Below are 20,864 nucleotides of genomic sequence, written 5' to 3' on the forward strand. Positions count from 1 at the left end.
CGAGTCCCCCCTGTCCGGGTCAGCAGGTGCGGGAACTGGAGTTCGATGGCTGCGTGACGCCCCGCGCCCAGAAGCCGTTGACCCGGCCCCCTTGCCAGGTCGCCCGTCTCGCCACTTGCCCGGCGGCGAGATGGCCACAGGTCTCCCCCGTGCCCCCCACTCAGCTTGCTACCAATGAGTAACACCATAACAAGTCCCGCCGGTCGACGGGTCGAACGCACGTAAACGCTGCGTGTCCAAACGGAGTTGACTGTCCGCCGCCTCCGCCGGGGCGACTCACCCGTCCCAGCTGCACATGTACGGCTTCGACGCCGTTGACCTCGACCACGCACAGGAAACGCCGTGGCGCAGCGGCGGAAAAGGAGTACGAGGGATGGGCCTGGCCGGCCCACCAGAACAAGCAGGCACGGGACGGCTTCTGACGCGACGGCGTGACAGCCACCGTCCGCGCCTGGGAACCCCCGCCGCACCACGGGTCCGCAAGCCTGCGGCGCGGCGGGCACCCTTTCGGCACCGCCACTGCCGAGACCCGGGCGCCTTCAAAGGGCCACCGAGACAGCGACCTTTGTTCAGGGCTGAACCAGCTCGGGAGCGGGAAAGACGAACCCGCCCCGCCGAGGCTTGCGGACCTACGGCAGGGCGGGAGCTATGAGACCACTGGGTGCTCAAGTGGTTGCGGAATGCAGCATTGCACTTTTACCAGCGCTGGTAAAGACTTCTGATCTTCTGTCGTTCAGCGTGATCAAGTGCCTCTCGACCCCATGCCCGACTGGGTGTTAACCCGCCGCCGGGAGATCGGGGAGCGCATCCGAGTCGCCCGCTCCGCAGCCCGGTTGAGCCAGGTGGAGCTGGGCGAACGCGTCGGCCGAGACCACAAGACCGTCCATCGCTACGAGACGGCCCAGACCGCCCCGAACCTGACCGACCTTCTGCTGATCGCCGAAGCTCTCAGCATGCCGTGTCCCGCCTCGTGGAATGAGAAGCCCCGCCCATCCGCCTCGGGGGGAGCGGACGAGCGGGGCCGCATGGGGGCGCCCGGCGTTCAGACGGCGAGCGTCTGACCGCCGATTAGCTCGATCTCGATCGCGAGGGCGCCGAGCGCCTCTTTCTCCGGCGGGTAGATCTCCCGGATGTTGGCGAGCTGCTGGGCGCGGCTTGCGGTGGGGTTCACGTTCGCCGGCCCCTCGCCGTCGAGCAGCGCCTCGAAGTCGTCGTACGCGGTGACCCGCTTCACGAGCACGTCGCACGTCTCGGCGGTGCCCTTGATCCGGAAGCGGATCGTGTCGCCCGCGGCCATGTCGGCGAGGTGCGGGTACCGCACTCGTACCTCGATCGTCTTCTGGCCGGCGGCAACGAGGTCGAAGTACCTGCGGTACAGATTCAGCTCGTGCCTGCGGGCGGTTGTGGTGTCGCTCATAGGGCGGTGACGCTCCTCGTCGGTTGGGTCATCAGCCGGCCGAGTTCGCCAGCCGAGTACGAGCGGAAGAAGTGGCGCGGGTCGGCCAGGAGCACGTCGGCCATCTCGAGCAGCCGGTCTGCGTAGTCGGACAACGAGCCGGGCCACATCCTGGTGTCGAGCATCCACGGCGCGGAGCCGTCGGGCAACGTGGCCTTGCCGTCTCGGATGAGGCTCTTGGAGAGTTTCGCCCCGGTGTCTGTGACGACCTGCGGGCAGAACAGCCGGGTTGGGAGCTGCCCGGCCATGAGTCCGATCGCGGTCAGCGCGTTGTCGACGAGGCTGGAGCCGAACATCCAGTCGCCCCCCTTGACCATGACGGACAGCCGGTCGCGATCCACGCTCGCGGAGAGTTCCTTCACGAGGTTGCGGTAGAGAGTGGCGAGGTCGAGGTATCCGCCGCCGTCCGGTGTGATGACGACCTCGTACGGCCCGTGATGCAGGCAGACGGGGTTCACTTCGGCGTGCTCGTCGCCGAGGAGAACGCGGGTCCGCTGGGCGTATTTCTCGGCCCATCCGCAGCCCGGCGTGGGGCAGGGGACACGGACGTGTGGGGTGCCGTGCGCGGGGTCGAGCCACCAGCGGGCGGCGTCGATGCGGCGGTGCGCGCGCAACCAGGTGCGCCGGTAGTGCTCGTCGGCCTGCTGCCTCGAGTACATCTCGATCGCGTAGGGGATCGACAGCCGCTCGGAGAGGGCGTCGAACAGCGGCCGGTACAGCTCGTCGACGGTGGCGGCGAGGGCGTCCTCGCCGAGCGCCTGGGCGATAGGCCCGCTGGTACCGGTGCCCGGACGCCGGGTCGACGACGACCTCGTGCGGCGCGTTGTCGAGGGCACCGAAGATCACTTCGACGGGCGTGCCGAAGCGTTCCCGAACTCGGGCAGCAGCGGCGAAGGAGAGGGACTGTACGAGCGAGGTACCCAGGTGAGGCACCCCGTTGATTTGGGTGCCGACTACAAACGCCACGCGCGACGGGTCGGTCACCCGTATGCAGGGCGCGAGAATGTCCTCCGCAGCGCCGAGCGCGTTCGCGAGCACCGTGTTCGGTGAAACGGGATAAGCAGTCATGCTCGACTCCCAGGTGCATGAACGGGACTGGAGTGGTCAGCGGGTCTGTCGCTGAGCTGCCGTACGCCCGCCGAGGTTTGATGGACCCGCCCTGGCGCTCGACCTGTCCAGGGTTGGGGGCCAGGGCGGGGGTCTGGAGACCCGTCCCGCCGGCGTCTTGCGGAACACCGACGGGACGGGCGGGCCCGCCTCACCAGGTCTTGCGGAGCCTGATGAGACGGGGTCTGCGGGGTGCGGCCCTTAGCCAGAGCGGCCGCCAGGGGGGTGCGTCAGTGCGGGGTCCGCGCCAGCACCAGGGCGAGGACGGGGCCGGTCACGGCCGCCACGTACAGGGCGAGGCCGGTGACCGTCTTCACGCGGGCTCCGTCGCCGTGGTGGCAGGTGCAACGGCAACGCCCAACGAGCAGGATTCCGCGACCAAACGGCAGCGGCACGTCCTCGGTCTGGCGGCACTGGCCGTGCACCATCTCGTAGCCGGGCTGCCATGCCAGCGTGCACTCGACGGACAGGTCCGTCGCCTGCTCGGTGGTCGTCATGGGCACTCGCCTCGCGACCGGGCGTTGGCGGCGGCCACTCCGGCGCTGAGCGCCTCCTCGCCGCCGACCGGCCGCAGGGCGCGCGCCTCCGCGTCCCACTCGCGGCCACCCCCGAGGGGCCGCAGCTGCACGTAGCCGCCGATGAAGTCCACGACGCGGCCGATACGTCGCGTCGCCGTGTCCTCCACCACTTCGTGCAGGTGCGGCGTCCCGTCGGGGAGAAGGACCTTCTGGTGGTGACCGGGGCCGGACCCTGTATCCCGCCATTGCCACTCGATACGCTGTGCCATGTCGACGCTCCCTCGTAGCGTTGGCCGTGCCCGGGGCCGTGTCAGCGGTCGCCGGGCTTCGACATCTGTGGCCGGGCGCAGCGCAAGTGCTTTCTCTGTGCGCTGGAACGGCACGAAAAAGAGACTGGACCGGTGGACCGGTCCAGTCAAGCACGCACGGAAGCGCTCTACCGCATCGAGTACGTCTCGGTCTCCTCGAAAACGTGCGACGGCGTCACCCCTTCCTCGCAGACCAGCGGGCGATGTTCCTGGTCATAGGCGGTATGCAGCACCACAGCGACCGCAGCAGGCGGTTGCAGTTCCAGCAGTCGTGCCTCCTCGTCGCTGGCCAGGCGAACTCTGGTGATGTCCACCCCTTCGCAGGGCGCACGACCTGTTTCCCGTCGCACGTAGTGCGTCGTGCCCTCGGCGATCGGGCCCGGAAGCGATAGGCGGGGCGCCGCGTCGGCAACGTCCGGCGGGAACCAGGCGGTTACCAGCGTTCCGGGTGCGCCGTCGTCGAGGAGCACCAACCGCGCGCGCCGCAGGGCGGCCACACCCGGTTTCAGTCCGAGCGCCTCCGCGATGTGGGCGGGCGGCACGGGACGGTCAGGCGTGCCGAGTCGGCGGAAGGGTGCGCCGCCAGCGACTCGGCTGGTCCCGGCACGACGGCCGCCTGCGGGCCGGGCGATCGGTGTCTCGACCACCGTGAAGCCTGCGCCCTGCCGGGCGACGACCAGGCCGTCGGCCCTCAGCACGTCGTACGCCTTCACTACGGTGGCCCTGGACACGTCCCACTGCTCGGCGAGGTCACGGCCGGAAGGCAGCAGGTCGCCGGGGCCGAACTCGCCAGCAGCGATCCGCGTCCGAAGATCGTCGGCGATCTGTTCGTACTTCAGTAGGGCCATAGGCGCGTTTCCGATCACTGGACTGGTCCACTTGTCGCGAACCAGAATGCCTGCATGACACTTCCCGAGCTAGCGCCGGAGATCATGAGGTTCTACACCGAGACCATCGACGAGGCAGACAGGCTGACCACTACAGCCGACGGCCGCCTGGAGATGGTGCGCACCCAGGAGCTACTGCGCCGGCACCTACCGACACCACCGGCCAGCATCCTGGATGTCGGAGGCGGCCCCGGCGCCCATGCTCGCTGGCTCGTCGAGGACGGCTACAGCGTGCACCTCGTCGACCCGATCCCCCAGCACGTCGCTCAGGCTAAGGCAACCGGCGCCACCGTCGAAATCGGTGATGCCCGCAGCCTCACGGCCGCGGACGCCTCCTTCGACGTGGTCCTGCTACTCGGACCGCTCTACCACCTGATCGCCCGCACCGATCGCGACCAGGCGCTCGCCGAGGCATACCGCGTACTCAAGCCGGGCGGCCTGCTGGCGGCGGCCGGCATCAACCGGTATTCCAGCCTGTTCGAGCACGCCGCGTTCGGACACCTCTACAAGGAACCGATGCAGAAGAGCATCGGCCACATCCTGGCCTCGCAAATCCACGACGGGAAGAAGGCGTTCACCGCGGCCTACTTCCACAGCGGCGAGCAGCTGCGCGACGAGGTGGCCACCGCCGGCTTCGTAGACGCCGAGGTCTTCGGTATCGAGGGGCCGGCCTGGTCCATGCTCGCGGCGGCCGAACGAAACACCGGCGGCGACTTCAGGGACAGCCCGCTCTTTGAGTCGGCACTGACCGCGGCACGCATGGCCGAGCCGTATCCCGAGCTGTTGGCCGCCAGCTCGCACCTGCTGAGCATCGGGCACCGACCAGCCTGAGATCCGTCACCGCGCCAGCCGGATGCTGCGCGGCTGCCAGCACTCGCGGACGATGACGCCCTTTTTCTCCAGCTGCTTCAGGTGGTAGTGCACCGAGCCGATGCTCCCGAGGCCGACCTGCTCACCGATCTCGCGGAGCGTGGGGCCTTCCCCGCGCTCCGCGATCGCCTCATGGATGCCCTGCCGATCTGCTGCTGCCGCTTGCTCAGGTACTCCACTCGGTGCATGTGTCAATTAGATCTGGGGTTCGATTTTCTACGCAAGGCTACGAGGGGCTGCAAGCCCCGCGACTCCCCGCGCGTGAAGATGCGAGAAAAATCGAACACATGATTGCCTCACCCGCGCACAAGAGGAGTGGCGCGCCGCCTACCAGCAGCTCGCCGTACGCCCACGCACCGCACTGCGCCAGCGCCTGATCCACCTGTCAGCCGAGGTGCTGTTCCATCCGTATTGGCAGGGCCGGCGGTCCGCGGGCTGGGCGGCGCTGCACGGTGCACGCCATGTCCGATCTGCCCCCTGACCCGCCCCGGCTTCGGGCGATCCTGGCGCACCTCGACAAGCAGCTCGCCGAGAACGAGACCGTCGGCATCTACCTGCAGCTCCAGCGGCAGGCCGTCCTCGTCGCGCTCGAGCACGCCGCACGGCCTCCCCGGCAGCAGCGGCCGGCACGGAAGGTGAAGGGCGGTGGCCCACTGCCCGGCTTCGCCCCCCCGCCGGTGACTACCGGCTACGTCGTCCAGCAGAAGCGCACCCCGTACGGCCCCGAGCCCGCCGTCATCCACCTGGCTGACGGCACGATGATCGAGGGCACCCCCCACAGGATCCGGCCCGACGAGGCACGGGCAGCCCTTACCGACCCGACCATCGAACCGTGCCAGTTCTGCCGGCCGGACACCGAGCTGGGGATCCTCGAGTGAACGACGCCTGCCAGGCCCCTGCCCGTACGACAGGGGCTGTGACCAGAGCCTTGAACCAGCGAGAGTGATCGGCGGCTGCCCCGAAAGACCGCAGCTTCAGACCCAGAGGGCTTGGGCAAGGGCGACGCCGGTGAACGCGGCGCCCAGCCCGGCTACGACGCTGGCAACGACGTTAGCGGCGGCGAAGAAGCGCGCCCCGGACTCGGCCAGCCGCAGCGTCTCGTAGGAGAACGTCGAGTAGGTCGTCAGCGCCCCGCACAGCCCGGTGCCGATGAGCAGCTGCATCGAGTGGGAAGCGCCACCGTAGGAGACCGCTCCGCTCAGCACACCCAGGATGAGGCAGCCGATGACGTTGACGGCGAAGGTGCCCCAAGGGAAGACCGTGTCGTGGCGGGCCTGGACGGCCCGGTCGGTCAGGTAGCGCAAGGGCGCGCCGACCACGGCACCTGCGATGACCAGCAGCCAGTTCACCGCTTATCCCTTCCGTCGCGGCCGGCGTAGCGGATGACCTCGCAGTCGTCGAGGATGACCAGGCCCTCGGTGACCAGTTCGTCGAGCTGAGGCAGGAAAGCGCGGATGCGTTCCTCGCTGTCGACGATGACGATCGCCACGGGCAGGTCTTCGCTCAGCGACAGCAGCCGGGTGGTGTGCACGAGCGAGGAGGCGCCGAAGCCCTCGATGCCGCGGAAGACGCTCGCGCCAGCGAGCCCGGCCTTGTGGGAGCGGTGGACGATCTCGTTGTAGAGCGGCCGGTGGTGGAAGGCGTCGTTCTCCCCGATGAAGATCGTCACCCGCAGGGCAGTGCCGTGCAGTCTGGTCATGGCTGCCTCCTGGAGATCACGCGGCGGGTAGCGGTCGCAGCGGCCCACACTGCTGCGAGAGCAGCCACGATGGTGACCGCCAAGTAGACGAGAGCGGTGCGGGCGTGGCCGGCGTTGACGAGGCGCTGGATGTCGACTGCGTAGGTGGAGAAAGTGGTGAAGCCGCCCAGTACGCCGGTACCGAAGAACGGTCGCACCAACCGGTGAGCAGCCCACACATCGCTGATGATCACCATGAACACGCCGATCACCGCGCACCCGACCGTATTCACGGCCAGCGTGGTCCAGGGGAAAGCGTCGGGGCCTGTGTGCCATAGCAGCGAGGCTTCGTATCGGGCGGCCGCGCCGATCGCACCGCCGAACGCAACGACAGCCACAACCGGTGCCTGCCCGCGCCCGAGCTCGCGGCGCTGGGCGGGCACCGACAGGTCAACGTCCGGGTCGGTCGGCTCCGTGGCCTGACTACGGGGGGATGTCACTCACGTCTCCTACTCGCCGGGCACCCGCACACGAGTGCGCGCCATCGCAAGTAGGGACTGTTGGCGGCATCAATGCCGCGGTTCGGGTCCGGCGAGCCCCACCGCCGTACGACGGCCGTGTACGGGCCGCCGTCGCCTACGAGGATACCGGCTGTCTCTCACGACCCACACCTCTTCCCAGAGAACCAGTTATGCCGGGCCTGCCGCACGGCCGAGGCCGACAATCCCGGTCAGCGGGCATGACGAAATGCCCCCGCCTCGCGATGGCGGCGGGGGCGCTGTCTGTCGGCTTCACACCGGTCACTCGCGCAGGTACGCGAGCACTGACATTCCGGCGGTGAACACGGCGAAGGCGGCTCCGGCCCCGGCGACGCAGGTCAGGTAGAACGAGAGGCCGCCCACAGTGCCAGCGAAGATTCCGGTGACGAGCCCGGCGATTCCAGCGATCAGGCCGAGGACTGTGACGCGCATCCCTTTGGGAAGCAGCACGCCCGAAGCGGACGGCTGTGTACCGTGCATACGTGGTCCTTGTCTCTGCGAAGTGACACATGACCCGTGAAGAGCCCGCCGGTTGCCGTAGGAAGCCCGGCGGGCTCTCTGTTGAGCCCACTGAAAATTGTGGCGGGTGAGTGTCGGGAAGTCCCAACTGAACCGCGTGTTACTGCTGTTACTCTCGCCTCACTCTTTCGAGGGGTGGAACATGTCTGCCCGCTAGTGGTACTGGCCCTCTCGCTGCCACGCCCATCAGTCCCGCGTGACTTCTGACTATTGCCTGCACAGGGTCGAAAGCCCCCGCTGCCCGAAGGCGGCGGGGGCTCAGTGCTCAGAGGTACTGGCGGCGATGCGGGTCGAGGCCGAGGGCCTGCGGTGTGGTGGGCGTGTTGCTGTCGCTCGGCTGGGGCGCGCCGTCCTTCCGGCAGACCAGGGCGTCTGGGTCGTAGCTGGGAGCCTGCAACGAGTAGCCGTCGGGGCAGGTGCCCGTCCCGGCCGTCCTTGCCTGGTGGCCCCTGCGGCCCTGCAGGCCCTGCCGGTCCTGGCGGGCCTGCCGGCCCCGAAGGACCGACCGCACCGGGCAAGAATCTTCAAGTACGACGCTGTAGTGCTCAACGCCCACGTCGCTCTGCAGCAGCCGACGTCCCACGGCCCGAGCAATTCGCCGCACGTCGCTCGCGCCTGACTTCTGCGCTCTGCATAAACGCGAGCACGGTCAGGAGACCGCGGCGTGGCATCGTGAGGATGGCGTGTGACCTCCGCTGCGCCCCGCCCGTCAGTCCTCCCTCTGCGCCCGGCCTGCTCGGCGCTGAGCGTGGAGGCCCCGGCCGACGCGCAACAACAGCTCCAGGCCTCCCGACCCCCCGCCGTGCCGATCGCCGGCCCCAGCCCGCCCCAACCCTTCTCTTTCTGCTTCAGGGTCGGCTGCGAGAGGCGCATAGGGGGATGTCGGGCTCCCGATCACCGTCGGTAAGGCGTGGTGACCTGCGGCTGCGTCGTCCAGGGTGCGGCGGGGCGCGGTCAGTTGTCGGAGGAGATATCGGCGGGGATGCCAGCACGGTCGGGGGCGGTGTTGTTGCATCGTGACCGTGGTCGGGCCTTCGTGGTCGGTCCTTCGGTCGAGGTCGCCTGCTGCTGTAGCCGGTATACGCGGCGCCGGGCAGGACGGCGCCGCCCCGTACGAGAGAGGCGGGCCGACGATGACCCACGTGGACGCGGGCGGTGGCGACCGGCTAGCGCTGGCGGTGCTGACGCAGTACCGGATGGCCACCACCGAACAGATGCACCGGGTGATCGCCCCCGAGGTGCGCATCGAGCAGACCCGGCGGCGGCTGGCCAAAATGCGCGATGAGGGACTCATAGACCGCATCACCCTGCCCCAGGCCGGACGGCTGCGCGCGTGGTTTCCCACCTCCTACGGCGTGCAGATCGCCTCGGAGTGGCCGGAGTTGCGCGGGCGGCGGCCGCCGAAGACGGTGTCCGATCCCACTGCCGCGCGACTGCGGGTCGGACACACTCTGACGGTGACCGAGGCCGCGCTCCTCTTCCTCGAAGACGCGCGCCGCCGCGGCGAGTCGTGCCGGCCGCTGGACTGGCTGCCCGAGGTCTACCACCCCATCGGCGGTGGTGAGGCCGTCATCCCCGACGCGCTGATGTACTACCGGCGCGGACCCGCCGACGGCGAGGGGGCGATGCTGCGGGCATTCGTCGAGGTCGACCGGGCCACCATGGGCCCGGAACGCCTGGCAGCAAAGCTCACCGCCTACGCCCGCCTCTACCACTACGTGCCCGCCGCCCCGGGTCGCCACCGGCCGACCATCGGGCAGGAACCGGTGCAGGAGGAATGGCGAAGGCGCTACCCGCTCTTCCCCCGCATCCTGTTCGTCCTCGACGGTACCGGCCCCGCCGGCATCACCACCCGCATCCACGCCCTGCACGCGGCCGCCGTCGACCCGGCAGTGGCCGGGTTCGTGCACGCTGTCCCCGTTGTGGCCGCTTCCCTTGCCGACCTACGCAACAACGGCCCGTCCGAGCCAGTGTGGCGCCCCATACGAGACCCCGACCGCACAGTGGTCTGGAATCAGGCCCAGAACGTGTAAACCGGCCTGCGCAGCCGCTGCGCAGCACCCACCGCCTCCATGCGACAGCTGCGCAGAGTTTTCCAACCACAGGCCCGACCACCCCGACCGTGGACCCGACCACAACCCCGACCGCAGCCCTGCGCAAGGAACTGCACACCGAGCACGCAGCAGATGCGCAGTACCGGTGGACGGCTGCGCAATCTGCACACGCAGACGAATCGCAGCCCACGCAGCCGCGCTCCTGCCTGCCGTGGTCGGGCCCATGGTCGCCCCAACCACCAGGCCTTTGCACACCCGCCGTCTCAACGGGCACATGGTGGTTGCGCATCCTTGAGCGGGCGATGCGCACCTGGCTTCACAACCGACCGAGGGCCCTGCGCAGTCGGACCTGCCGACGGTGCCGGCATCCCCCATTGCTGGGACAGAAGGTGGTTCCCCACGTCCCATTGGGTGGTGCGGCCTGCGCGCGGCCCGCACCCCCTCAGGAGTCTCAGGTCATCGGGCTGAAGCAGGTCTCGAGTTTCCTCTGTGCATCCCCACGACAGCGTGACGCCGGCGCCTCCGTGCCCATAGTTGTGCACAATCAGGGTGCCGTCCTCCCAAAGGTCCTTCTCCACACGGAATCGTGGCACGGGGCGGTCGAGCACCGATCCGGTGCTCCAGCACGCGGGCCTGGGCCAGACGGGGTTCGACCTCTGCGCAGCGGACGAGGATATCGGCCGCCGCCTTGTCGTCGGGGGCCAGGATGCCCTCACTGTCGATCGCTGTGCCGCCCAGCACGACGGTGTCGCCATGAGGATAGAAGCACAGCAGGTCCGGGGAAAGGCCGGTGTCCTCGGAGAACAGGCACACCCAGCTCCCACGCGAGCCTGGCCAGTACATCGGGCGACGGCGTCTTCTTCCCGGTCTCGATCAATGACAGATACCGCTCGGTGAACCCGCACAGGCCCGCGACGGCAGACTGTGAGCGGTTACGTTCTTACGCCTGTAGTGCCTGACCTGTCGCCCGAGAGGCAGCTTCGGTGAATTGGCCATCAGCCCTTCCGTCATTCGTCAGGGTAGGGCTGTCTTCCGCGTCGGGGATACCGTCCGCGGCGATTGGGGGACTCAGCGCATCTGCTTGGACGTTCCGTACGGAAGGGCCCGTCGCATGCCACAGCTCGTCTTGTGGGGCATCGACCACACACTCATCGACACGCGCGGAGTCGGACGCAGGCTGTCCGCCGCGGCGTTCGAGGAAGTGACCGGTGAGGCGATGCGCCGACGAGCAAAGATCGACGGCATCACCGAAGCCGTGATCTTCCGGGAGACCGCCAAGCTCCACGGCCTCACCACCGACCGAGCCGACTTCGAGCCTTTCGCTGCGGCACTCACAGCGCAGCACCTCCGGCACGCCAGCGAACTGCGCGAGCAGGGGCACGCCCTGCCCGGTGCGGGAGCCGCCCTCGACGCCCTCGACGCTGCCGGGGTGCGGCAGACTGTGGTCAGCGGCAACGTGCGTGCTGTCGCCGAGATCAAGCTAAGCATCTTTGGCTTGGACACCCACATCCAGTGAGACGGGGGCGCCTACGGCGAGGACGCCGACCTTCGTCCCGAGCTCGTGGAATTGGCGCTCCTCAGCTCATCCGCCGTGCTCCAGGAGACCGTTCTGATCGGGGACACCCCCGCCGATGTAGAGGGCGGTCTGGCCACCGGTGTCCGGGTCATCGCCGTCGCGACAGGCCGTAGCTCCGCTGAGGACCTGCGCGCGGCAGGTGCCCACGCTGTGATTCCCGACCTGACGGCCACCGAGGGTCTGTTGAAGCTGGTCACCGGTAGCAGCCTGTAGGTGCGGCCCGCCGATCTCTGCGGTGCCTGGCAGCCGCAGCCGGACGGGGCCACAGATGCACACGGGAGCGTTTCCGAGGTGGACCCGGGTGCTGGGCGACTGTCGACGATCATGTAATTCCGTGATCATCCGCAACGGAGTTCCTAAGCCTCGCTGTCCCCGCCGCGTAGGGATGACAGGACCAGGCGTCCGTACCGTGTGGTGAGTGCTCCGGCTGTGGCGGCGATCGACAGTGCCAGAGCGATGAGTAGGTCTGTCACAGAGTTGTCGGCGAGGACTTGCAGGATGCTGAGGGCCGTGCCGAGTGGCAAGCCGAGGATGGTGAGGACACCCAGGGCGCCGCTGATCTGCTGGCTCTCCTGGGTCTGTACCAGTCTGCTGTAGTCGGCTGCTTCAGCGAGGATTTCGTGGAAGCGTGCAGGGAGCCTGTGCTGGTTCTGGAAGGCGAGCAGCAGGTCGTTCGCTGGCCCGTGTGCGGTGAGGTGCTGTCGCCAGTAGGTGCTGCGAAAGACAGCGATGTTTCTCTCCAGTGCGCCGACCCGACGTGCGAGCTTTGAGTTGAACACCTCGGACAGCTCGTCGGTGAGCTCATCGATGTGATCGCGCTGGAGTGCGCCGAGGAGCAGGGCGTCGAGATAGACGGTACGGGAGTGCAAGGCGGCGAATTCGAAGAAGTCTCCGGCGCCGGTGTCGGTTCGGTGGCCGAGGAACGCTGCGCCTTGGCGTAGAACGAGGGCGCTCCAGTCTGCCGAGATCCTGACGACGTCCTTGAGCTGTTCGCCGGCCGTCTCTGGGGGGAGGGGGAAGTCCTCGGGGGTGGAGCGCGATGCCAGCTGCCACAGCCAGCGATCCGCGCTCGCAGGCAGTGCGCCTTCCGGGCCGGGGCGGAGGGCGGGGGTCTGTTGTGACGTTGGGGTCATGAAGGCGATGGTGTAGGGCCTGGCTATCGCGAAGGGTGCGCCGGGGTCACGGACGTCGGCGATGCCGGCGAGCAGACCGGCTGGGTCAAGGGGCCCTGTGAGCGGGTCCGGGGTCGGCTGGCGGCCGGCCAGAGCGCGAAGTACGGGTAGCAGCGGTCCTTCCACGCTCAAGTGCAAGACCGCCAGGGCGTGTTCCGGGTTGCGGGCTGTGGCGGCGCGGAGGAGTTCCATGCCCAGCAGGTGCAGCCCGTCCTGCTTGATGTCCAGGGGCAGGTGCCAGCGACGCGGCCGCCCGGGCGCCCCGTAGATCGCGCGGGCTGAGGCCGGGGCGAAGTAGGTGGACCGGGTGCGGGCGTCGGTCCTCCGACTGCCCAGCTCGAAGGGGAAGGGGCCTTCGGGCCAGTTGGGGACGTGCAGCAGCCGTACGGGCAGGATGACGGTCAGTTCCTGGCGCGCGCCCGTGACGTTCTCAAGAAGGGGAGCTCCGTGGGGATTCACCGGTAGTACTCGGCTGGGTCGGGCTGGTTGAGGCGGATGACGAATTCGGCCCGGTCGGGGCTTTCGGTGCTGACGTGGAAGCGGACGCGTTCGCCGGTGCGGATGGTCCGGAATCCCTCGGTCACGACCTGCCGGTAGTCGAAGCTGTAGTACCGCTCGTCCTCGTCGTCGCGGACGATGTAGGAGCCGAGCGCACCGCTTATCCCGCCGCCGCTTGGTCGTCGGTCCACAATGGTTCCGTGACGCTGACCGCCTCCGCTCATGCCCTCGTCTCCTCTGCCTGTGGCGTGTCGAGGTCTTGCACGCACCGGAAGCCGACTGCATTGCTGGCGCCGCGCTTGCGGTAGATGCCCTTGCTGCTCGCCTGCACCGCCCGCATCGGGTTGTCGTAGCTGCCCCCGCAGATGACGGCCTCGCCGGGGTCGTCCAGGCTGGTGGACGTCCATTCCCAGCAATTGCCCACCATGTCGACGACGCCGAACGGGGAGCGGTTGCCTGGTCGCTCGTCCACGGGGGTCGCCCCGGCCCGCCGTACAGCGTCACCTGCGAAGTCCCGGTACCACGCCTGATACGTCACCACAGGCCGGCCGACCCATGCGTCGGCGCAGTTGACACGGGTGGCGTCGGGGGCGTCGCCCCATGGGAACAGGCGCCCGTCGGTGCCGCGGGCGGCGGCCTCCCACTCGAGTGAGGTCGGCAACCGTTTGCCTTCGAACGTAGCGAAGGCGTATGCGCTCCACCAGCTGACGCAGATGGCGGGGTGGGCGTCGTAGTGCGGGTTCTCGTAGTAGTCGGGCCGCCGCAATCGATCCGTCCAAGGGCGGTGTGTGACGCCGGGCGGCTGGTCGGGGTGGTCCCACTGCGAGGTTCCGTCCGCATCGAGGCTGTCGAGGAAGCGGCGGTAGCGCGCGACAGTCACCGCGTGGCGATCGAAGCGAACGGGGCGCTCGACTCGGCGGATCAGAAGCCGTTCGGCTGGCCCGACCAGGTAAGCGCCCGCAGGCAGCACGCAGTCGTCGGTCTCCGGGCCGCTGGGCATACCGGCGACGAATGCGCGTACCTGCTCGGTGAGGAAGGCGCCGCTGGGAAGGCCGGCTGCCAGATCCCGGTTCGCCGGCTCGGTCAGAAACCTGGCAGCCAAGAGTTCCTGGTAGGCCGTGTGCACGAAGGCGACGTGATCAGGGCCGGCGGGCCGCAGCAGCGGGTCGAGGACACAGGCGTCGAGGTCGAGGCGTCCGTCCTCGAAGGCATCAGCACCCAGCTGCCGGTGGATGTCGAGGAGGGAGAAAACGGTGCGGTCGGTGAGGAAGGCATGCCCGAACGCGGCGGGCAGCCGCCCTTCCAGTTCGGGGCGACCGCGCTCGGCCAGCGTCCGTTTGATGTGAGCGCCCAGGATGTCCGCAAGCGGCTTGCCCGCCGGAAGGTTCAGCATTGTCGCGACGCGCTTCTCGAGAGGGGTCGCCTCCGGTTCGATCAGGCGTACGACATGGAAGTGCGGTACGCGGGAAGGGTCGAGGCCGTTGGCGTACATCTGCTCGACCAGCTGCTCGGAGCGGCCCGCGCCGCTGTCCAGCAGCTGACGTACCTGCGGCGAGTCCGCGAGGAACGACACCCGGGAACTCATGACCACCGCCGATTCCGCGGACAGGACGGCCGCCAGATCAGTGAAAAGCCTCAGGAAGCCGGCGGGGCTCGGTTCGCCGACGCCTTCATCGACGGCGTCCAGCACGCACAGCGCGGTACCGGAACGGATGAGGTAAAGGAAGAGGTCGTAGGCGCGCGAGCGGTCCGATGTCATGGCCGGCGCGAGGAGGCGGGCCGCGTACTCGGAGAAGGGTTCGTCCTTCGGTTTGAGACTCAGGTCGAAGTAGAAGCGGAAGCGGCGGATCTCCGGGTCGGCGGCAAGGCAGCGCAGCAGTGTGCTCTTGCCGCTCCCCGGACGACCGGTGACCAGGACGTTCGCGCTACCGCGGGCCAGGCGCGCCACGAGTTCCGCCGCGTCGCCGGACTGCTCCACCTTCGACTCACCGGTGCGCGGGTCGGTCGTCAGCGCCGCCGCGGCAACAGGGGCCCGGGGCTTTCCCAGGCTGTCGGCGGAAGTGAGATCGGCGAGGTGGGCCTCGAGACTAACGAGGGTGTCGACGAACCCGTCGTACCGCACGATCCGGAAGTCCAGCCCCAGCATCCGATGGAGGGCGCCGGGCTCCGCACCGCCGTCGTCGTCCAGGACGACGAACCGCGTGAACTTGGGCAAGCGAGTCCGCAGCAGTTCCCCTCCCTTCGACGCAAGGACGGTACTCAGGTCGCCCGCGTCCCTGGAGAGCATCAGCTCCACGTACTCCAGCCGCATCCCCGACTCACGGCAGAACAGCTGATACACGGTGTCCGGACTGAGGACGAACCGCTTGGCCTGCCGATAGCCGAGGGTGACGTACAGCCCGGCAAGGAACTCACAGCGACGCGCCACCTCGGGCGCCACATCGGGCTCACCACCGAGGAGCGCTGCGCTCCCGGTGTCGGTGAACCAGACCAGCACGTCGACGAGCCTGCGGACCGCCAGCAGCCCGTCCTCGTCGCTGATGTCGTATCCGTCGTGCGTGGACCGGTTGCGCAGCCGCCGAATGTCGTCGAGGGCATCCAGAACCGTGCTGCTGCGAATGTATGGACGGCAGCGCTTGACCAGGTCGTTGAGGGCTTTCGTCGAAGGATCGCCCTCGACACCGTGGTGACGCCACAACTCTTTTAGAAGCTTCTCGGTGAGCTTGCCGACCAGGGCCACCGCGTTCTCGGGATAGCCGTCATTGAGAGACCGTAACGGCCGCTCCAGATCGAGTCCGAGTCGATCAGCGATCCGAGAGTGATCGTCCAGCTCACTCCGCAGCCGCCGCAGCCGTTCATCGACCATCGTGCTCACACCGACTCCTCACGCCGCCGGCCGAGAACGAAAGCGAACCGATCGGGAAACACCAGCACCGGCTCCGGATGAGCGACGCGCATCTCCTCGACGCCCTTCTCGATCTCGCTGTCGCTGAAGGTGGAGAGCAGGGACATGTAACGGGCACTCACCATGCCGAGGTACTTGTCCCGGTCGATACGCAGTTCATGCTCGACATAGCTGAGACTGGCTTCCAGCCCGGCCGCCCGTAGATGTCCCTCGATCACGGCAGGGTCCGGCTGCAACTCCTCGAAGCGCGCGAGGGCCGCCTGGAACAGCGGGTACTGGATGGTGGCCGGGAGCATCACCACCAGCAGCCGGCCACCTGGGGCAAGCTGATCGGCCAGGCCGCGCAGCGTGCGAGCCGGATCAGCCACATGGTGCACCGACTCTTTTAGCCACATCGCATCGAGCCGTTCGTACGGCAGGCGCCTGCGACCTTCGGCGATGTCCTCGGCAGAAGCAACGATCGGCATCAGGTCGGCCGGACGCGGCGTGCCGAGCTGGCTGAGCATTGCCTCGGACGGATCAACGCACAAAAGAGGATGACGAGGCCGGAGCTGGTTGGCCACTTCTTTGGCGAACAGACCCGTCCCGGAGCCGACGTCGGCGATCCGGTCCGTGGGGGCGAGCCGCAGCGCTTCGACGATCCGGCCGGACATCCAAGGAACGTAGTGCGGACCGTAGAGCCAGTGCTCGTCGTACTCGGCCGCCAACCTCTCATAGTGTCCCCGCACGTCGCGCCGCTCCACGATCCCCCTCGGTGTACTTCGTGTCTCGCCAGTGATGCCGCACAAGGCATCGGACAGGCTATCGCGCGTGGTTGTCCGGCAACAGTGCGTAATTGGCCGGTTGGACATTGATCGACCGGTTCGACCTCCTCGCGCCTGAAGCAACCTCACTTCATCGGTCAAAGGTCAAGGCGGACGACCTCGTTCCGGAGGCCGGAACGGCCCACGACAGCCACCCCATGAACAAGATCACGCCAAGTCGACTTGTTTCGCGTTGCGTCTGCAACGCAGGGTACGAGAGGATGTTCGATGCACTGCGCACTCTGGGTGGTCTCAGATGAAGCTGCGGCGACTGAGCAGTCCCAGCGCACAACACGCTTACGGGGTGGGTGGATGAAGTTCGACATGGGGTCGACGACCCTGTCGCAGCTCGGGAAGAGCACCGCCGGATCGAGTGACGACCTGGGCACGCTGATCAGGTTGCTGATCCAGGCGGCCGAACCGTTGGAGGGCAAGTTCAACGGGGCGGGCAAGGCCGCGTTCGACACGTTCAAGGCGCATGCCGACGAGATCACGGCGGAGCTGAACAGCTCGCTGGGCGCGATCCTCGGCGGCCAGTCCGGTATGGACACGGCGTTCGGCAGCGGTGACGTCGAGTTGGGCGACAACGCACACCAGAACATGGGGATGGCCAACTTCGACGCCGCCCGTTTCGGCGCGCGATAACCGTCCTCGAAGAGCAAGTCACCGCTGACGCCACCGTTTCAAGGGGGACTCGATCATGGCCCAGAACCAAGACCGCCGCTCGTACGACACCGGCGCCTCCGCCGACGTACAGACCAGCCTGTCCGGCATCATCGGCCAGTTGGAGCGCGTGCTGACCGACCGCGACCGGGCGGTCAAGGCGGCGATGGCGGACTTCGAGGCCGACGGTGTCTCGGACGAGTACCACGGCAAGGAGGTCCGCTGGCACAGGGCCGCAGCTGAGGTGCGCGAGATCATCCGTCTGGTCCGCAACACGCTGGAGCAGAACGACGGCACCGCTCAGGCCACCCTCGCCAAGGCGAAGGCGGCTGTCGACAACATCGGCTGATGCCAGGGGCCTTGACGGGCGAACGAACGCCGACAGGCACGTAAAGCGGGGACGAGGGGATTTCCGTGACGGGGTGGGACATTCACCCGACCGGGGTGTACAAGGTGCTGTCCGAGTGCGGCACCGCCGCGAAGAACATGTCGGACGCCGGCAGTGCGATGCAGAGCAACCTGGAGGAGGCCGCTTCCGCAGCCGGCACACTGACCAGCCAGTACGGCCCATACACCAGCACAGCCGGGCTGGTCGGCTCGGCGCTGGGCCTGTTCATGCAGCACTGGAGTCGGGACCTTGTGTACATCGCCAAGCGCACCTCGAACGCTCTCCACGGGGCGGATCAGGCCACCCGCCACTACATAGCCGGTGACCTCGAGCACGCCGCGAACGCGCAGCGAGAGGCGGCCAAGGAGCCGACGGTGGATCTGCCCGGCGTGGGTAAGACGGGCCACGGCGCGAAGGGCCGGTGACGGTGAGCAACGAGGCGAAGCTGATCGACCCTTCGGGCATACCGCACTTCATCGGTGACCTGGACACCCTGGACACCGATGTGATGCTGCTGACCGCGGACGCGGGCCAGTTCCGCGCGTCCGGTTCAGACGTGCACACCACCTTCCAGCATCTGTCCTCCTTCTACTCGGCGCCCGAGGCCGAGCAGTTGTTCAGCACGACCGTCCCGGTGCAGAAGAAGTCCGACGCCTTCGCCGGCGATCTGGAGAAGGTCGCAGGCACCCTGTCGGACTACAGCCTCGAAGTCCGGCCTCTGGTGAAGAAACTCGACTCACTGAAGGCGGAGGCGACCGCCTTCGTGAACTCCGTTTCCGGGGACGACGGCTGGCGCAAGGACCAGGACAAGGTCAACCACAACAACGACCTGTGGCACGACGTCAATCACACGGTGGCCGCCTTCGAGGCCGCCGAGCGCAGGGCCTACAACAAGATCATGGCTCTGATCGGCGGCAGTCCATTGATCGCCGACGACGGCTCCCACAGCTGCAACATGTACGGCTTCAACGCCGCCGACCTGGACCATGCGAAGGAAACTCCCTGGGGCGCGCCGACAGAGCGGGAGTACGAGGGCTGGGCCTGGCTGGCCCACCAAGGCAAGCAGGTATGGGACGGCTTCTGGCACGACGGCGTGGTGGCCACCGTCCACGGCCTGGGCACCCTGGTCGGCTGGGACGGCGCGGACGCCGCCGGGCAGGCATGGACCAACCTCGCCAAGCTCAGCACAGCCGCCGGCCTGACCAGCGCCACCATGGGCGCCTGGTACCTCATCCCCGACAAAAACCTCCCGTCCTGGCTCCGCGAATCGCGTACCGCCCAGAATCAGGCCGCCAAAGGCCTCGTGGCTTGGGACGAGTGGAAAACCAACCCGGGCCGAGCCGCTGGCGCCTTCGGCTTCAACGTGCTGACCCTGGTGGGCACCGACGGAGTCGGCGCCGCCGCCTCGGACGCCGGCAAGGCCGGTGCGGCAGTCCGTGCAGTGTCGGCCGTAGGCAAGGTCGGTCGCTTCATGGACCCCATGACGTACGTCGGCAAGGCAGGCACGTTCGCCCTCACCAAGGTCGGTGACGCCTTCACCACGCTCAAGAACCTGCACACCGGAGTCACAGCCGACCTCCTCAAACAGGCCGACGCCGTCCGCTCCCCCAAGATCCCGGCCAACGCGATCCCCTACGTCGACAACTCCACCGGCAAGATCCTCTACCTCACCGACGAGGGTCACGTCCTCAACGCCGACGGCAGCCTGCGGCAGCACGTCGACGAAGCCACGCACGAACTCTCCTCGGACGACCGCCAGGAGCTGAGTGGGCCACGGCTGGCGGACCACTCACATGATTTGGTCGGTGCCGGCGCCCGAGCCGAACACACCAGCCGCTCCACTCACGTCGGCGAGCAGACACCAGCGGAGACAGGTAGCAGTGGCGGCGGCCACGTGGCTTCACACGAAGGCTCGTCCGGTGGAACCGCTGGAGCACAATCGTTTGACCGCCCGGGAGCCAATGGCGGGAGCGGCAGTCACGGTTCTTCTGGATCAAGCCACGGCGATGGCACCCATGACGATCCCCACCACGAGCTGACTCCAGCAGAGCGAAAGGCCATTCAAGACGAACACGTCCGGAAGGCCAACGAAGATCCCGAGTGGCGAAAACAACATTACGATATTCTGGGACGCAGGAAGCCCAACGTCGGGCTGGTAGACGGGGTCGAGCTCCCTCAGCTCGCAAAGGATGCTCATGGGCGTTTCATCGCCAAGCACGACTTGCCAAGCGGTCCGTCCGAAATTCGCCTTGGCGCTAAGCCGCTCGCTCGCCACACCGCACCCGCCGACGTTCTGCCGACTCTCGACAAGAGAGCTGCCGATCGCCAAGCCTATCGAGACCTCACAAATGCTAAAAGAGCGTTTGATCTGACACCCTCCCCCGAGAACCACACCACGCTTACCGATGCTCAGAAGGCATACGCAGAACAGCTTGGTGATGTTCCTCCCAACAGCAAGATCTCCGAAAGGCTCGGGGAGGACGCCTCCAGGCTTCATGCGATTCCCATCACGTTCCGGGATCCAAAACCCATCCCGCTTCCTAAGACACCCAACGGAGCCCATTCGTTCGACGCTGCGTACAGGATCGAGAACGATGAAATCCTGATCGTCGAGGACAAGGCGCCGGGGAACGACCTCGACTGGCGCTTGGGGCGGGCTGACCCTGAGGACCCTGAGAATCCACACATAGGCGATGATGGCGGCGCAGAAGGCATGAGGGTCAAGCAGGGCACAACCCTGTACCTGCGGACCATCATGGCCGAGATGACGAAACGCGGTGGCCTTGACGCCAAGCTCGCACGCGAGTTCCGAAACGCACTGAAGGCGGGAAAGTTGAGGTATGTCCTGGTTAAGGTCCAGGAACCCAACGGTTCCCTCTATGCTGGGGCCGTAGTGGAAGAAGTGCAGATCTACTGAGAGAAG

Annotated in this window: 24 protein-coding genes and 2 pseudogenes; 9 read left to right on the top strand and 17 right to left on the bottom strand. The window is 67.6% G+C overall.

The window, feature by feature from the left end; genetic code table 11:
- Positions 1-761 precede the first annotated feature (761 nt).
- Entirely contained in the window at positions 762-1,061 is a 300-nt protein-coding gene (locus tag OG956_RS05605; RefSeq protein WP_330342746.1) for a helix-turn-helix transcriptional regulator, read from the top strand.
- On the opposite strand, the gene OG956_RS05610 is transcribed toward OG956_RS05605, so the two are convergent.
- The 5 genes from OG956_RS05610 to OG956_RS05630 all read right to left on the bottom strand — a co-directional run bounded on the left by OG956_RS05610 (position 1,043) and on the right by OG956_RS05630 (position 4,237).
- A complete protein-coding gene (locus OG956_RS05610) occupies positions 1,043-1,417 on the bottom strand; it encodes an ASCH domain-containing protein (RefSeq protein ID WP_330336823.1) in 375 nt (124 codons plus the stop codon). The two genes, OG956_RS05605 and OG956_RS05610, sit on opposite strands and share 19 nt — an antisense overlap.
- A complete protein-coding gene (locus tag OG956_RS05615; protein WP_330336824.1) occupies positions 1,414-2,292 on the bottom strand; it encodes a hypothetical protein in 879 nt (292 codons plus the stop codon). The genes OG956_RS05610 and OG956_RS05615 overlap by 4 nt, the downstream gene beginning before the upstream one ends.
- Before the next feature lie 501 nt (positions 2,293-2,793).
- Positions 2,794-3,060: a hypothetical protein gene (locus OG956_RS05620; RefSeq protein ID WP_330336825.1), complete on the bottom strand. Its 267-nt coding sequence runs from the start codon at positions 3,058-3,060 to the stop codon at positions 2,794-2,796.
- On the bottom strand, positions 3,057-3,350 hold the full coding sequence (locus tag OG956_RS05625; RefSeq protein WP_443065532.1) for a hypothetical protein: 294 nt from the start codon (positions 3,348-3,350) through the stop codon (positions 3,057-3,059). The genes OG956_RS05620 and OG956_RS05625 overlap by 4 nt, the downstream gene beginning before the upstream one ends.
- A 167-nt stretch (positions 3,351-3,517) precedes the next feature.
- The gene (locus OG956_RS05630; RefSeq protein ID WP_330336826.1) at positions 3,518-4,237 is read right to left on the bottom strand and encodes a GntR family transcriptional regulator; all 720 of its coding nucleotides are present in this window, start codon (positions 4,235-4,237) and stop codon (positions 3,518-3,520) included.
- A gap of 54 nt (positions 4,238-4,291) precedes the next feature.
- Between OG956_RS05630 and OG956_RS05635 the strand changes: the two genes are divergently transcribed.
- Positions 4,292-5,107: a class I SAM-dependent methyltransferase gene (locus tag OG956_RS05635; RefSeq protein ID WP_330336827.1), complete on the top strand. Its 816-nt coding sequence runs from the start codon at positions 4,292-4,294 to the stop codon at positions 5,105-5,107.
- A 6-nt stretch (positions 5,108-5,113) separates the two neighbouring features.
- Here the strand turns inward: OG956_RS05635 and OG956_RS05640 are convergent, their stop codons facing one another.
- The gene (locus OG956_RS05640; protein WP_330336828.1) at positions 5,114-5,341 is read right to left on the bottom strand and encodes a LexA family protein; all 228 of its coding nucleotides are present in this window, start codon (positions 5,339-5,341) and stop codon (positions 5,114-5,116) included.
- Between the two features lie 266 nt (positions 5,342-5,607).
- On the opposite strand from OG956_RS05640, the gene OG956_RS05645 reads away from it, so the two are divergent.
- A complete protein-coding gene (locus OG956_RS05645) occupies positions 5,608-6,024 on the top strand; it encodes a DUF6233 domain-containing protein (RefSeq protein WP_330336829.1) in 417 nt (138 codons plus the stop codon).
- A gap of 96 nt (positions 6,025-6,120) precedes the next feature.
- Here OG956_RS05645 and crcB (OG956_RS05650) read toward each other — a convergent pair whose 3' ends face one another.
- The 5 genes from crcB (OG956_RS05650) to OG956_RS05670 all read right to left on the bottom strand — a co-directional run bounded on the left by crcB (OG956_RS05650) (position 6,121) and on the right by OG956_RS05670 (position 8,393).
- Complete coding sequence (gene crcB, locus OG956_RS05650; protein WP_330336830.1) at positions 6,121-6,495, bottom strand: fluoride efflux transporter CrcB; 375 nt, start codon at positions 6,493-6,495, stop codon at positions 6,121-6,123.
- Positions 6,492-6,845 carry a DUF190 domain-containing protein gene (locus tag OG956_RS05655; RefSeq protein WP_330336831.1) on the bottom strand — a complete coding sequence of 118 codons (354 nt, stop codon included), beginning with the start codon at positions 6,843-6,845 and terminating at the stop codon, positions 6,492-6,494. Before OG956_RS05655 ends, crcB (OG956_RS05650) begins: the two co-directional genes overlap by 4 nt.
- Entirely contained in the window at positions 6,842-7,324 is a 483-nt protein-coding gene (gene crcB / locus OG956_RS05660; protein ID WP_330336832.1) for a fluoride efflux transporter CrcB, read from the bottom strand. Before crcB (OG956_RS05660) ends, OG956_RS05655 begins: the two co-directional genes overlap by 4 nt.
- Positions 7,325-7,624: 300 nt before the next feature.
- Entirely contained in the window at positions 7,625-7,843 is a 219-nt protein-coding gene (locus OG956_RS05665) for a hypothetical protein (protein ID WP_330336833.1), read from the bottom strand.
- 304 nt (positions 7,844-8,147) lie between these two features.
- Complete coding sequence (locus tag OG956_RS05670; RefSeq protein ID WP_330336834.1) at positions 8,148-8,393, bottom strand: hypothetical protein; 246 nt, start codon at positions 8,391-8,393, stop codon at positions 8,148-8,150.
- Positions 8,394-9,015: 622 nt separating this feature from the next.
- On the opposite strand from OG956_RS05670, the gene OG956_RS05675 reads away from it, so the two are divergent.
- Positions 9,016-9,915 (top strand): replication-relaxation family protein, encoded by a 900-nt coding sequence (locus tag OG956_RS05675; RefSeq protein WP_330336835.1) that lies wholly within the window; start codon positions 9,016-9,018, stop codon positions 9,913-9,915.
- A gap of 488 nt (positions 9,916-10,403) precedes the next feature.
- Here the strand turns inward: OG956_RS05675 and OG956_RS05680 are convergent.
- Positions 10,404-10,740 (bottom strand): annotated as a pseudogene (locus tag OG956_RS05680) (FAD-dependent oxidoreductase); the annotation flags it as partial.
- Positions 10,649-10,843, bottom strand: a complete 195-nt coding sequence (locus OG956_RS05685) for a helix-turn-helix domain-containing protein (RefSeq protein ID WP_330342748.1) — start codon at positions 10,841-10,843, stop codon at positions 10,649-10,651. The pseudogene OG956_RS05680 and the gene OG956_RS05685, both read right to left, overlap by 92 nt.
- Before the next feature lie 204 nt (positions 10,844-11,047).
- Here OG956_RS05685 and OG956_RS05690 point away from each other — a divergent pair.
- Positions 11,048-11,725, top strand: a pseudogene (locus OG956_RS05690) (HAD family hydrolase).
- Between the two features lie 143 nt (positions 11,726-11,868).
- Here the strand turns inward: OG956_RS05690 and OG956_RS05695 are convergent.
- Genes OG956_RS05695 through OG956_RS05710 form a run of 4 tightly spaced genes read right to left on the bottom strand, consistent with a single transcriptional unit; the run spans position 11,869 to position 16,794 of the window.
- A complete protein-coding gene (locus tag OG956_RS05695; RefSeq protein ID WP_330336836.1) occupies positions 11,869-13,143 on the bottom strand; it encodes a hypothetical protein in 1,275 nt (424 codons plus the stop codon).
- Complete coding sequence (locus OG956_RS05700; RefSeq protein ID WP_330336837.1) at positions 13,140-13,373, bottom strand: hypothetical protein; 234 nt, start codon at positions 13,371-13,373, stop codon at positions 13,140-13,142. Before OG956_RS05700 ends, OG956_RS05695 begins: the two co-directional genes overlap by 4 nt.
- A gap of 29 nt (positions 13,374-13,402) precedes the next feature.
- Positions 13,403-16,048 (bottom strand): SUMF1/EgtB/PvdO family nonheme iron enzyme, encoded by a 2,646-nt coding sequence (locus tag OG956_RS05705; protein WP_330342749.1) that lies wholly within the window; start codon positions 16,046-16,048, stop codon positions 13,403-13,405.
- Positions 16,049-16,053: 5 nt separating this feature from the next.
- Positions 16,054-16,794, bottom strand: a complete 741-nt coding sequence (locus OG956_RS05710) for a class I SAM-dependent methyltransferase (RefSeq protein WP_330336838.1) — start codon at positions 16,792-16,794, stop codon at positions 16,054-16,056.
- Between the two features lie 408 nt (positions 16,795-17,202).
- On the opposite strand from OG956_RS05710, the gene OG956_RS05715 reads away from it, so the two are divergent.
- The 4 genes from OG956_RS05715 to OG956_RS05730 all read left to right on the top strand — a co-directional run bounded on the left by OG956_RS05715 (position 17,203) and on the right by OG956_RS05730 (position 20,858).
- Positions 17,203-17,535: a hypothetical protein gene (locus OG956_RS05715; protein ID WP_330336839.1), complete on the top strand. Its 333-nt coding sequence runs from the start codon at positions 17,203-17,205 to the stop codon at positions 17,533-17,535.
- A gap of 55 nt (positions 17,536-17,590) precedes the next feature.
- Positions 17,591-17,902, top strand: coding sequence for a pore-forming ESAT-6 family protein (locus tag OG956_RS05720; protein WP_330336840.1), 312 nt, complete (start codon positions 17,591-17,593; stop codon positions 17,900-17,902).
- Positions 17,903-17,967: 65 nt separating this feature from the next.
- The gene (locus OG956_RS05725; protein WP_330336841.1) at positions 17,968-18,366 is read left to right on the top strand and encodes a DUF6507 family protein; all 399 of its coding nucleotides are present in this window, start codon (positions 17,968-17,970) and stop codon (positions 18,364-18,366) included.
- A 2-nt stretch (positions 18,367-18,368) separates the two neighbouring features.
- A complete protein-coding gene (locus tag OG956_RS05730) occupies positions 18,369-20,858 on the top strand; it encodes a hypothetical protein (RefSeq protein ID WP_330336842.1) in 2,490 nt (829 codons plus the stop codon).
- Positions 20,859-20,864: the final 6 nt, after the last annotated feature.

Origin of the sequence: Streptomyces sp. NBC_00557, assembly GCF_036345995.1 — a bacterium.
GTDB lineage: Bacteria > Actinomycetota > Actinomycetes > Streptomycetales > Streptomycetaceae > Streptomyces.